The following is an 11,651-nucleotide window of genomic DNA, read 5'->3' as shown; positions in this document are numbered from 1 at the left end:
ATTGGTGAAGCACGTCCAATGCCTGACTTGAATATCGGTTACTTACCTCAGGAACCCGAACTGGATGACAGCAAAACCGTGCGCGAAGTAGTTGAGGAAGCCGTCTCCGATGTGAAAGGTGCGCTCGATGAACTTGATGCTATTTATGCTGCTTATGCCGATCCTGATGCCGACTTTGATGCCTTAGCCAAGAAACAGGCTGAATTAGAAAATCTGATTCAGGCAAAAGATGGGCATAATCTTGAAAATGCTTTGGAACGTGCAGCTGACGCCTTACGTCTCCCAGCATGGGAGACACCTGTTTCAGTCTTATCCGGTGGTGAACGTCGTCGCGTTGCCTTATGTCGATTATTGCTCGACCATCCTGATATGCTACTTCTTGATGAGCCAACCAACCATTTAGATGCGGAATCCATTGCCTGGATTGAGCGGTTCTTACAGGAATACCCTGGCACCGTGGTCGCCATTACCCATGATCGCTACTTCCTGGATAATGCAGCAGGCTGGATTTTGGAGCTTGATCGTGGTCGTGGCATTCCATATGAAGGCAACTACTCTTCATGGTTGGAGCAAAAAGACCAGCGCTTGCAACAAGAAGCTAAAGAAGAAGCGTCTCACCAAAAAGCCATTAAGGCAGAACTGGAATGGGTGAAACAAGGGGCAAAAGGTCGTCAGACTAAATCAAAAGCCCGTCTGAAATCATTTGAAGAAATGAATTCACGTGAATTCCAGAAACGCAATGAAACACAGGAAATTTATATTCCACCCGGTCCACGCCTGGGTGATAAAGTCATTGAACTCAACAACGTGACAAAATCTTACGGTGAGAAGCTGCTCTTTGAAAACCTGAGCTTATCGATTCCAGCAGGTGCCATTGTCGGTATTATCGGTCCTAACGGGGCGGGTAAATCGACCCTCTTCCGCATGATTTCTGGTGAAGAACAACCTGACTCTGGAGAAATCGAAATTGGCAGTACTGTTGAGTTAGCGTATGTGAATCAGTCACGTGAGCTGGATGGTAAAAAAACCGTGTTTGAAGAGATTTCTGATGGTGCTGATGTGATTACCGTCGGAAATTATCAAACACCCTCTCGCGCTTACTGCGGCCGTTTCAACTTCAAAGGCTCAGATCAGCAGAAGTTTGTTAAAGATTTATCGGGTGGTGAACGTAACCGCCTGCATATGGCAAAACTGCTTAAGTCTGGTGGTAATGTGTTATTACTTGACGAACCCACCAATGATCTCGATGTAGAAACACTTCGTGCCTTAGAGGAAGCTATTCTTGCATTCCCAGGTTCTGCCGTCGTGATATCGCATGATCGTTGGTTCCTTGACAGAATATGTACACACATCATTGCCTATGAGGGTGACTCTTCCGTTGTCTTCTTTGAGGGGAACTATAGTGAGTATGCTGAGGATTATGCGAAACGTTTTGGCAAAGACCATCAACCTGAACGTATCAAGTATCGTCGCATTGGTTAATGTATCAGGCTGCCTGTTCTCACAGGCAGCCAATCTTTCTTTGTACCAGTCAACACTGAATCTTTTTTCATCTTTCGCGTGTCTATGTGTCGATGAGTAATATGTTGTGATAGATCAACCATGAAAAACGCACAAAAAGCCCGCTTAAAACTTCGTTGCCCGATTACCCTGGGTCGTCAACATGAAATCAATGTGCCATCAGGCTGGTTCGAACTGGTTTTTAATCTCTGTGCCGCTATCGAGGATGTGGCTCAAGACATCAATAAAAAACACCGACAACGCATGTTTCTACCAAGAATAGTCTTCATCGAGGAGCATCAAGGTAAAATTCTATGTGATGTCATCAATGGCACTCGTGATATCAATCACATCATCAAACAAGCACAAATGCGGTCAACTAAATGCTGCATGATTTGCGGTGACGAAGGGTCACAATTCCGTTTGGGTAGAACGCTGGTCACGCGATGTGAAAAGCATCGTTCATATGAGAAGTACTATTAATTATTCCGGTGTTCCAGACAGTTTTCATAAACGGCTTTCTCAATCTGCTCTTCTGACTGCGATTCAGGGAAAGTAAAAGCCAGGTTTATCGCCAGTTCAATCTTTCTCAAAAACGCCGTATGCTTAAACTCGGAGGGCGTTGCCTGTTGCATCTCTGCTTTCGTTTTACCCTCTAATCGTTGAGCGAAATAGTCTCCGGTTAAACTTGAAATTTGCAGACACTCTTTATGAGCTTCATCTTCAGCCATGACCAGGGGGGCAAACCATACAGCTAGTAACATCAGCGCGACGTTCAATTTCATCATATCCTCACATTAAGTGACTTATCACCCTCATTGAGACTAAAAAGAAATGATTTAATTTCTTCACACAAATTTTTAGTCAGATACCCGATAATAACAGTCCAAAAAAAAGAAGGAAAAGCATGAAAGCGTTACTCATTATTGCTCATGGCAGCCGTCGACAAGCATCAAATGATGAAGTCAAGAAGATTGCTACACAAATAAGAGAACACGGACAACATGACTTTGATATTGTCGAATCTGCTTTTTTGGAGTTGGCTTCTCCCCTTATCCCTGAGGGTATAGAACACTGTGTCAAATCAGGCGCTAAACAGATTGTTGTTTCACCTTATTTTCTAAACTCGGGCAAACATGTCACGGAAGACATTCCAGAGATCATTGCAGAAGTCAAAGTGGCGCACCCAGACATCATTATTGAGGTCACACCACACGTAGGCTCCTCATCTATTATGCTTGATCTGATATTAAAAACAGCATCAGGCTCATAACACGGTTCAATAAAGTCTGCATCGAGTCGATAAACTGCTTAATAATTGACTCGAGACGCACATGTCACACCGCTATTTGTATCTGATCATTTTTTTATTATCGTCATCGATATCATTCGCCGAAGACAGACCTAACTGGCGTGCCAGCAATATTCAGTTTTTATATGGCAATCAATATGAATTGGGCCCCTCATCAAGAGAGTCAATAACAATTGAACATGCGTCATCGTGGCAGTTCGGAGAGAGTTATTTTTTCACCAATGTCTTTAATCGTTCTGATACAAGTACTGAGTTCTATGCAGAGTTTTATCCCCGTCTTAACTGGAAGGCCCTAACAGCACAGCCACTCCCTTTCACTCTATTGGATGATATCTCTATTGTTGCTGGTATCAATGCAGGTAATTTACCCAAATCAGACCCGTTCAAGGCTTATCTGCTGGGTGCCGGAGTCAAGTTTAAAACGTCTGTATTTGACTATCTCAAATTAGATGTTATGGCTTTTAAGGCTGATCATCTTGAAACCACTGGCATACAAGTTTCTCCAATTTGGGGAATGACTTTTGATATTGCTCAACATCGCTTTTTGTTTAAAGGCTTTATTGACTGGCAAAGTGCAGAAGCGACAGGCGGGCATGCCAGTCTGTTGGCTCAACCTCAACTACTCATTGATGTCGGTCATTACTGGCAACATGACAAACAATTCTATGCAGGTATCGAGTATTCGTACTGGTACAATAAATTCGGACTGGATGGTGTGCTTGAGTCTGTTCCACAAGTTATGTTCTTACTTCCCTTCTAAGCTAAGGCAGAAAATGAAACAACTTTATGCTTGGATATACGTCTATCGCAGTTACCTATTAATTTTACTGATAGGTAGCATGGCCACTGCGTATTTAATGCTGCAAGAAATGCATGAAATTGATGTGCAAAGAGAACAAATCGCCAGTGCCTTTATCGCAAAACACGCCTCAGCATTACAAAGTACGTTATCAGAACGTTTATCGAGCCTGGAATCCTTAAACGCATTTGTGATTGAAAATGCACACTATAATCTGCAAGTGAAAGAAGATGAGCAACAATTCCAAAAGCGCTTCGATCTTTTTGCTAATCAGCTCCATGAGTCCATAGACGGATTTTTGAGCTTACAACTGGCACCACAAGGTGTTATTCGTTATTTAACTGGGCCTGAAAATAACAAAAAAGCACTAGGCTATGATTTATTCAAAGATGATGCTCGGAGAGAGCAGATCATCAGTGCGATTTATTTATACGAACAAGTCATAACAGGACCAATAAACCTGATTCAAGGCGGTAGCGCTATCATCGCCCGCAAGGCCATCTTTAGTAAATTATCGCCAAATTCATCCTCCGATAGGCTTGTTGATCATCACCTGTTAGCTGACACAAACCTTAAACCAAGGAATGATTTTTGGGGCTTGGCAACGATTCTTTTTACAACGGAAAGCTTACTCAATGAAGCGGGCTTACTCGACTCAGACATGAATGGCTTTGAATTGGCGTTAAAAGGCAGGCATGGCTTGGGTGAAGATGGCGAAGTATTCTGGGGACAAGCGGCTATTTTTGATAAGCCCGATCATATATCGCCTATCCATTTTCGTTCCGGTAGTTGGCTGCTTGCAGTCAAAAATACCAGCACTTACCCCATTGCTAGAGTGCTTAACTTTGCTGCACTTGGCACGCTATTGACGATTACCTTACTTGTGGCGGTATACATGCGGCAAAGAAATCGCTCCGCCAAACAACGTGAAACAGCTAAAGATGCTTTTTTAGCCATGGTAAGTCATGAGCTTCGTTCACCGTTAAATGGTGTTATCGGTTTGACGAGTTTGTTAAATAAAACAGCGTTAGATACAGAACAACGTCAACTGGTTGAATCATTATCAATCAGCTCCAAACAACTCTCCTCTATCATTGGCGACATACTGGACTTTTCAAAAATATCAGCCGGGAAGTTAGAGCTTGACTATCAAGCCGTTAATCTAGCCAGCACTATTGAGGATTGTGTACGTATTACTACCCCACTGGCCGAGCAAAAAGATTTACCTATTACGGTGAATATCGCACCGGTTCTTATGGAACAACTCATCATGACCGATGAGATCCGTCTGAAACAGATTGTTCTTAATTTGCTCAACAATGCTGTCAAGTTTACTCAATCAGGAAGTATTAAAGTCGATATCGATGCTATTGAAAATTTTGGACAGCAACGGTTAATCATAAAAGTCACGGATACTGGCGTAGGGATGAGTGCTAAACAGATGACAGGGTTATTTGAACACTTCAATCAACTGGACCAGACGACAAACCGTAAATATGGCGGAACAGGCTTAGGACTGGCTATATCTAAAAGTCTAGCCGTGTTGATGGACGGTGATATTCATGTGCAAAGCAGCATCAATAAAGGCTCCTCTTTCACGCTCGATTTACCCCTATCGTTGGTAGAAAAAAACCAGACAGAGAGTGAAACGCCCCATCTTGCTATTGAAAACAAAATTTCTCAGCTATCTATTCTTGTCGTTGACGATCTTGAAATGAACCGCTTTATGATGCAAATGATTATCAAAAAACTGGGTGGGGATGCCGCATTAGCAGAAAACGGGATTGAAGCCATTAATCTGCAAAATGAACATCACTACGATCTCATCTTTATGGATTGGCAGATGCCGGATTGTGATGGTGTTGAAGCGACCAAACGCATCAGAAAACACTTCAACAATAATAATCCCTGGATTGTGGCACTAACTGCTAATGCTTCAACGACAGATAAGCAAGAAGCAATTGAGTCGGGCATGAATGATTATCTTCTTAAACCGGTCAGTGTAGAAGATATACAGCAGGCATTTGAACGTTATTTTGCTCTAGCCGATACAGAATAAAGCGAACAATGTTACATTTAAGTTCAACAATAATTAAAAAATAATATAACCATCATTTAACACAACAATAATGTCATATAGGTAACAATATGGAGAGAGAAACCACACACGCACTATGGGACCGTGAAGGTGCTTACAACAGATTACTGAATGATGAAGCCCTACTGCAAAAGATGATGCAGATGTTTTTAGATAATGTTGAAAAAGCGATGTCTGTACTGGAGTCGGCACTATCACAGAAAGACTTCGTATCCATAAAAGCCCATGCACACAAATTAAAAGGCAGTGCAGCTGCAGTAGGTGCTTTAAGAGTTGTAGATGATTGTATTGCCATTGAAGAAGCTGCTAATGCGACTGATATCGAAAGAATTGAAAGTGAGATGTCATTGTTAAAGAACGATATATCAGATATCCAGTTGACCATGACTGATTACCTCAACCACAATACCACCTAGATATATAACCATCTTGTAACTGACAACCACAAGGTCTAATTGATGAAAGTCTTAATTGCTGATGATGATGAAGTGAGTCGTCTCACACTCTCTTCCCTACTTAAAGGTTATGGCTGTGAGTTACACGTTACCAAAGACGGTCACGAGGCCATGGCTGTCATCAATCAAACTGAAGCACCTGAATTAATCTTTCTCGACTGGAATATGCCAGGTATTAATGGCGTTGAGATTACCAGCCTAATTCGTCAAAACCTGATCGACTCTCCTCCTTACGTTATTATTGTTTCTTCAAACAATAAAAAAGAACAGATTATTGAAGCCTTGGCTGCAGGCGCGGATGACTTTATCACCAAACCCATCGATGGCCTCTTTTTAAAAGCAAAATATGCTGTAGCCGAGCGCATTCTGCGAGTGCAGGATCGCTTAATCAATACAAACAAAATGCTTGAAAAACTTGCGTATTATGATGAACTAACCGGTGTAATGAACCGTCGTGCTGGCTTCGTTGCTGTAGATATTGAGATAGAACGGTGTATTAGAAAGAACGAATTTCTGGCAGTGGCTTTACTTGATATTGATCATTTCAAACACATTAACGACTACTTCGGCCACCCGGAAGGCGATAAAGTGCTTAAACAATTAAGTAAACACGTTCAACAAACTTTACGTCCATATGATGTATTGTGTCGCTATGGTGGAGAAGAGTTTCTTATCGCTGCCTGTTTAAAGAAACGTGATGAAAGTGAGCTGCTTTTTGAACGAATCCGATCTACTGTTGAAAAGATGGATATGGAATTCAATCAAGCTATCGATGTGACAACGAGCATTGGCGTTTGTATTCACCAGCCAAGTCAGCACTCTAAGGTTGCTAATCTTATTAAACAAGCAGACGAAGCCCTTTATGAGGCGAAAGGCGCTGGGCGTAATAAGATTGTTACCGTTCAGAATTAATCAATCCAGAGGGCGAGTTGCTCTGCAATCTTTTTATAACCGATGGCATTAGGATGAATCGGATCCGATTTCCATTCTATTTCAGCTTCAACCTTTGCGATGATGCTGTCTTCAATGGCAACGCCCTTAGCTTCAGCTACACGTTGGTAGACTGGTGAAGCTTGCATCAATAACCCCGGTTTAGGCACCGAGACTAAAAGTACATCAGCACCACTTTGCTGGATGAGATCAACCATCTTGCCCAGGTTTGATTCCAGTTCGCCTACATTCAGCTTTCTCAATAAGTCATTGCCACCATGACATAAAATCACCAGTTGAGGATGATGTTTATTTAACAATTCAGGCAATCGCTCCAGTGCCTTCTCACTTATCTCACCGGGCACACCAGCGTTAATAACGGTTCGACCAGTAAGCTTTGCAAGTTGAGCAGGATAACTTTGTTCAGGGTTAGCGCCAGTGCCAAACGTCAGGCTATCACCAAACGCTAATATGACAGCGGAATCGGTGAGTTCAAATTTCTGTTTTTCATCTGAACAAGCTTGAAGGAATACAAGCGCGATGATTAATAAAAGAAATGTCCATTTTCTATTTATCTGTCTCATACTCTTAAGCTGCCACTGTAGGAAATAAGCGTCTAAAATTCTGACTGGTGACAGCAGCAATATTTTCAACCGTATCACCACGTAACTCAGCTAAAAACTCGGCCACATGTTTTACAAAAACCGGCTTATTGGTTTTCCCGCGGTGTGGCACTGGTGCCAGATACGGTGCGTCAGTCTCTATCAATACTCTGTCTAATGGCAATTTTTTAGCGACTTCCTGTAACTCTTTCGCACTTTTAAAGGTCACAATGCCTGATAGCGAAATATAAAAGCCAATATCCAGTGCTCGCTGAGCCGTTTCCCAATTTTCAGTGAAACAGTGAATAATGCCGCCGGCATCTCGTGCATTCTCATTTTCAAGTATTGTCATCGTATCTTCGCGTGCTTCACGCGTGTGAATGATTAAGGGTTTCTTCGTTTGTTTACCCGCTTCAATATGCACACGAAAACGATCACGTTGCCAGGCAAGATCACCTTCACTACGAAAATAGTCGAGACCGGTTTCACCGATAGCAATAACTTTAGGATGATTAGCTTCTACTACCAATGATTCCACAGAATATTGCTCATCTGCTTCTACATTAGGATGAATGCCTACACTGGCACTGACATTAGGGTAACGATCAGCAATGTTTTTTACATCCAGCGAGCTTTTTTTATCGATAGCGATACAGAGAATATGATCTATTCCCTGACTTTCTGCCTCGGAAACCATAGCATCTATGCCGCCCTCTTCATCGGCAAGCAAATTTAGGTGACAATGTGAATCTATATACATAAACAATAACAACTTGAAATAGGGGAATGGAAGCCGTTAAGAATAGGCTTACATGGTATAAGTGGCTTTATCTGATTTAAGCTTATCGACTAAATAGTTTTCAATCTTACCTCTGACAACAGCAGCACTGCCGTCAATATCACTGAAATGGACACCAATACCGGCTGCCTGATTACCTTGAGCACCACGTGGTGTTATCCAGACGATAGTTCCCGCCACCGGTAACTTTTCTGCCTCATCCATCAGTGACAAAAGAATAAATACCTCTTCACCGAGCTGATAGCTTTTGGTTGTGGGAATAAACAAACCACCATTTTTTACATAAGGCATATAAGAGTGATACAGCATATTCTGATCGGTAATTTTCAGTGACAAAATGCCTTTTCTTGGATTAGAAGCCATTGTATTACCTGTTTATTGTGGATGCTGCTGAATCTGACGTGCATGTTGCATAATCGACACCATCAAATCTTCTAAGAGTAAGGTTTTATTTAGGTTATTCTGAGAGGATAGTAACTTCATTGTATGGATGATGCAATCTGAAATAGCCCAATAATGCTTGAGGAGATGGGATTCTAGCTGCTCTTTTCCATCTAACAGTGAAGCCAGTTTGGTTTGTATCATGGCTTGTAATTGATGTAACACAGAAATCAGATCAAACGCTTGCCACTGAGAGGCAAGTTGCACAGGATTGGCTTCAGCACGCATTAATGCTGCCATACCTCGAAAAACCTGTTTGCTCTGCTCAATCCCTTCTTCACCTATATCTAGTGCAGCTACTGGCCCACCATTAGCCAGTTTCAGCACAGTTTCAATCTCCTGCTGATTCCAGTCGGATTGGCTCTGTAACCATTCAGCAGCCAGAGCATATTCTGGTCGTGAGATAGTAATCGTTTGACAACGGCTTTTTATCGTTATTGGAAGTCTGTGGAGCGAGCTGGCCACCAGAATTAGGATGGTATTATCCTGCGGTTCCTCAAGCAGCTTTAACAAACTGTTAAAAGCATTGGTATTCATATGATCTGCTTGCTGGATAATAACAGTTTTAGCTGGAGAAACCTTAGGCATTAAGGACTGTAAATCTTTCAGCTGCCGGATTTGATCGACTTTTATCTGCTTACCGGCCTCCTCTGGCTTTAGAACAGTATGATCTGGATGACTTTCTGCTGAAAATAACTGACAGCTATGACAAGTATTGCAGCTCTCAAAGTCCTCCGTCGGATTTAGACATAACAGACTTTTAGTCAGCTTGTTGGCAAGCACATCATTGTCTAGTCCATAGATTCCGTTTAGCAAAAGAGCATGAGGCATTCGTTTAGACTGATAAAGTGAAACAATATGTTGCCAAGCAAGCTGATGCCAGGGATATAGCTCTGTTTTCATACTTTTTTCAGTAATTTATCAAGTATGTTAGAAACTTGCTGTTCAATAGCCGTAATAGACTTCTCTGCATCGATAATCTGAATACGTTCAGGCTCAGCGGCTGCACGTTCAAGATAACAATGACGAATTTTCTCAAAAAAGTCAGTTTTTTCTTGCTCAAACCGATCTTTCTGCAATAATCGCTGGTTAACACGTTGTTGCCCCACTTCGACAGGCAAATCAAAGAGTAACGTTAAATCGGTTTTCAGACCTGCCAGCGTCCACTCAGACAAAGCGGCAATGCGTTCTTCATGAATACCGCGTCCCGCCCCCTGATATGCAAACGTTGCATCAACAAAGCGGTCACATACGACCCACTTTCCTTCTGATAAAGCAGGAAGAATGACCTGATTAATATGCTGAGCACGTGCAGCAAACATAAGTAATAATTCTGTATCATCACTCATCCGCTCTTCTCGTGGTTTGAGTAATAACTCACGAATTTCTTCAGCCAGTGGTGTACCACCGGGTTCGCGTGTGACGACGACAGTTTGATTGAACCGCTCTAAATAGGTTTTGATAAACTGGATTTGCGTTGACTTGCCAGCACCTTCAATACCTTCAATACTGATAAATTTACCGATCATTGTTTATTCAATTGATACTTTCTTACCGCTTTATTGTGGTCGGCCAGATTGGATGAAAAGATATGTCTGCCATCTATACCCGTTGCTACAAAGTATAAGCTGTTACCTTTAGCTGGATGAAGTGCAGCGTTGATTGATTCTCTACTTGGTAAACAAATAGGGGTCGGTGGTAAACCACTACGTGTGTATGTATTGTAAGGAGTGTCAGTTCTCAGATCTTTCTTACGTAAATTACCATCAAAGTTTTTTCTGATGCCATAAATCACAGTTGGATCTGTTTGTAGCCGCATGCCTTTTTCTAGTCTGCGCACAAATACACCAGCAATTTCTGGTCGCTCATCAGCCACGGCGGTTTCTTTTTCGATAATAGACGCCATGATCAACACCTCATAAGGTGATTCATATGGAAGGTCCTTAGCACGATATTCCCATGCTTGTTTTAAGACCGTCTGCATCTGTTCGTATGCACGTTTCAAAAATTCAATATCGGTGGTACCAGTAGGAAAATGATATGTTTCAGGAAGAAACCAGCCCTCTCCTTCTTCATCTGGTTTGCCTAAGGCTTTCATAACCTCACTTAGTTCCGCCTTTTCTATGGTGTGTTTGATTTTTGGATGAGCGGCTACTACATCAATAAGTGACTGTGCAGTCATTCCCTCGACGATGGTCAGTGAGTTCATTATCACTTTGCCAGAAACAAGTTTATTCATGACTTCTGGCAAGGTATCACTCGGGGACAACTCATATTCACCTGCTTTAATTTTGCTGGCTAAGTCATTGACTCTTCCATAAATTCGCAAGTGTATCGGCGTGATTGAAGTAATATTTTGCTCGTATAATTGCTGACTGACACGCTTAAGATTACTACCTGGTTCGACAACAAATGCTACCGGCTCAGCAATGGAAAGCGGTGTGGTCATAAAACGGTTGTATTGGATAACAATATAGGTACAGATGACAGCAGCTAACAACGCCGGCATGAGAGTTTTTAATAAAATCGTATTCTTCATATCAATTATCAGTAGTGCTCAATGCCTTTTGCAAACGTTGTGTTATAGCGCCGTGAAACCATGTTTTGTTGGTTCCGCTCAGTGCAGTGACTGGCCATATGTTAATCAGACTGTTTGTGAGGAAGACTTCATCCGCCTGGTACAAATCATCCATGTTTAAGGTCGTTATTTCAGTG

Annotated in this window: 14 protein-coding genes; 7 read left to right on the top strand and 7 right to left on the bottom strand. The window is 42.1% G+C overall.

What is annotated here, in order from left to right; translation table 11 throughout:
* Together ettA and B4K20_RS09755 are read left to right on the top strand one after the other, a co-directional pair.
* Positions 1-1,482: energy-dependent translational throttle protein EttA (ettA, locus tag B4K20_RS09760; protein WP_289282734.1), on the top strand; the 1,482-nt coding region annotated here is incomplete at its 5' end.
* A gap of 120 nt (positions 1,483-1,602) precedes the next feature.
* Positions 1,603-1,983, top strand: a complete 381-nt coding sequence (locus tag B4K20_RS09755) for a hypothetical protein (protein ID WP_289282733.1) — start codon at positions 1,603-1,605, stop codon at positions 1,981-1,983.
* On the opposite strand, the gene B4K20_RS09750 is transcribed toward B4K20_RS09755, so the two are convergent.
* Positions 1,980-2,288 carry a hypothetical protein gene (locus tag B4K20_RS09750; protein WP_289244244.1) on the bottom strand — a complete coding sequence of 103 codons (309 nt, stop codon included), beginning with the start codon at positions 2,286-2,288 and terminating at the stop codon, positions 1,980-1,982. The two genes, B4K20_RS09755 and B4K20_RS09750, sit on opposite strands and share 4 nt — an antisense overlap.
* Before the next feature lie 119 nt (positions 2,289-2,407).
* Here B4K20_RS09750 and B4K20_RS09745 point away from each other — a divergent pair, with 119 nt between their 5' ends.
* The 5 genes from B4K20_RS09745 to B4K20_RS09725 all read left to right on the top strand — a co-directional run bounded on the left by B4K20_RS09745 (position 2,408) and on the right by B4K20_RS09725 (position 7,076).
* Complete coding sequence (locus tag B4K20_RS09745; RefSeq protein WP_289282732.1) at positions 2,408-2,773, top strand: sirohydrochlorin chelatase; 366 nt, start codon at positions 2,408-2,410, stop codon at positions 2,771-2,773.
* Positions 2,774-2,834: 61 nt separating this feature from the next.
* Positions 2,835-3,572, top strand: coding sequence for a DUF5020 family protein (locus tag B4K20_RS09740; protein ID WP_289282731.1), 738 nt, complete (start codon positions 2,835-2,837; stop codon positions 3,570-3,572).
* Positions 3,573-3,585: 13 nt separating this feature from the next.
* A complete protein-coding gene (locus B4K20_RS09735) occupies positions 3,586-5,670 on the top strand; it encodes an ATP-binding protein (protein WP_289282730.1) in 2,085 nt (694 codons plus the stop codon).
* Between the two features lie 89 nt (positions 5,671-5,759).
* Positions 5,760-6,125 (top strand): Hpt domain-containing protein, encoded by a 366-nt coding sequence (locus B4K20_RS09730; protein WP_286304658.1) that lies wholly within the window; start codon positions 5,760-5,762, stop codon positions 6,123-6,125.
* A gap of 42 nt (positions 6,126-6,167) precedes the next feature.
* The gene (locus B4K20_RS09725) at positions 6,168-7,076 is read left to right on the top strand and encodes a GGDEF domain-containing response regulator (RefSeq protein WP_286304659.1); all 909 of its coding nucleotides are present in this window, start codon (positions 6,168-6,170) and stop codon (positions 7,074-7,076) included.
* Here the strand turns inward: B4K20_RS09725 and B4K20_RS09720 are convergent.
* The 6 genes from B4K20_RS09720 to mltG are packed head-to-tail and all read right to left on the bottom strand — an operon-like array spanning position 7,073 to position 11,475.
* On the bottom strand, positions 7,073-7,678 hold the full coding sequence (locus tag B4K20_RS09720) for an arylesterase (protein ID WP_286304660.1): 606 nt from the start codon (positions 7,676-7,678) through the stop codon (positions 7,073-7,075). The two genes, B4K20_RS09725 and B4K20_RS09720, sit on opposite strands and share 4 nt — an antisense overlap.
* Positions 7,679-7,682: 4 nt before the next feature.
* On the bottom strand, positions 7,683-8,456 hold the full coding sequence (locus tag B4K20_RS09715) for a TatD family hydrolase (RefSeq protein ID WP_289282729.1): 774 nt from the start codon (positions 8,454-8,456) through the stop codon (positions 7,683-7,685).
* Between the two features lie 48 nt (positions 8,457-8,504).
* Positions 8,505-8,858, bottom strand: a complete 354-nt coding sequence (locus tag B4K20_RS09710; protein ID WP_286304661.1) for a PilZ domain-containing protein — start codon at positions 8,856-8,858, stop codon at positions 8,505-8,507.
* 12 nt (positions 8,859-8,870) lie between these two features.
* The gene (locus B4K20_RS09705) at positions 8,871-9,839 is read right to left on the bottom strand and encodes a DNA replication protein (protein WP_289282728.1); all 969 of its coding nucleotides are present in this window, start codon (positions 9,837-9,839) and stop codon (positions 8,871-8,873) included.
* On the bottom strand, positions 9,836-10,465 hold the full coding sequence (gene tmk / locus B4K20_RS09700) for a dTMP kinase (protein ID WP_289282727.1): 630 nt from the start codon (positions 10,463-10,465) through the stop codon (positions 9,836-9,838). The genes B4K20_RS09705 and tmk overlap by 4 nt, the downstream gene beginning before the upstream one ends.
* A complete protein-coding gene (mltG, locus tag B4K20_RS09695) occupies positions 10,462-11,475 on the bottom strand; it encodes an endolytic transglycosylase MltG (protein WP_289282726.1) in 1,014 nt (337 codons plus the stop codon). Before mltG ends, tmk begins: the two co-directional genes overlap by 4 nt.
* Between the last annotated feature and the right edge of the window lie 176 nt (positions 11,476-11,651).

Source organism: Methylophaga sp. UBA5088, assembly GCF_002414625.1.
Classification (GTDB): domain Bacteria; phylum Pseudomonadota; class Gammaproteobacteria; order Nitrosococcales; family Methylophagaceae; genus Methylophaga; species Methylophaga marina.
The sequence above is the reverse complement of the archived record's forward strand: the minus strand, read 5'-3'. Positions and strand labels throughout refer to the sequence as shown.

Bases quoted from the DNA above. Each gene is read 5' to 3' on its own strand.
- B4K20_RS09750 (WP_289244244.1), bottom strand. From the start codon at position 2,288: ATGATGAAATTGAACGTCGCGCTGATGTTACTAGCTGTATGGTTTGCC.
- B4K20_RS09745 (WP_289282732.1), top strand. From the start codon at position 2,408: ATGAAAGCGTTACTCATTATTGCTCATGGCAGCCGTCGACAAGCATCA.
- B4K20_RS09740 (WP_289282731.1), top strand. From the start codon at position 2,835: ATGTCACACCGCTATTTGTATCTGATCATTTTTTTATTATCGTCATCG.
- B4K20_RS09705 (WP_289282728.1), bottom strand. From the start codon at position 9,839: ATGAAAACAGAGCTATATCCCTGGCATCAGCTTGCTTGGCAACATATT.
- B4K20_RS09715 (WP_289282729.1), bottom strand. From the start codon at position 8,456: ATGTATATAGATTCACATTGTCACCTAAATTTGCTTGCCGATGAAGAG.
- B4K20_RS09720 (WP_286304660.1), bottom strand. From the start codon at position 7,678: ATGAGACAGATAAATAGAAAATGGACATTTCTTTTATTAATCATCGCG.
- B4K20_RS09730 (WP_286304658.1), top strand. From the start codon at position 5,760: ATGGAGAGAGAAACCACACACGCACTATGGGACCGTGAAGGTGCTTAC.
- mltG (WP_289282726.1), bottom strand. From the start codon at position 11,475: ATGAAGAATACGATTTTATTAAAAACTCTCATGCCGGCGTTGTTAGCT.
- B4K20_RS09755 (WP_289282733.1), top strand. From the start codon at position 1,603: ATGAAAAACGCACAAAAAGCCCGCTTAAAACTTCGTTGCCCGATTACC.
- B4K20_RS09725 (WP_286304659.1), top strand. From the start codon at position 6,168: ATGAAAGTCTTAATTGCTGATGATGATGAAGTGAGTCGTCTCACACTC.
- tmk (WP_289282727.1), bottom strand. From the start codon at position 10,465: ATGATCGGTAAATTTATCAGTATTGAAGGTATTGAAGGTGCTGGCAAG.
- B4K20_RS09710 (WP_286304661.1), bottom strand. From the start codon at position 8,858: ATGGCTTCTAATCCAAGAAAAGGCATTTTGTCACTGAAAATTACCGAT.
- B4K20_RS09735 (WP_289282730.1), top strand. From the start codon at position 3,586: ATGAAACAACTTTATGCTTGGATATACGTCTATCGCAGTTACCTATTA.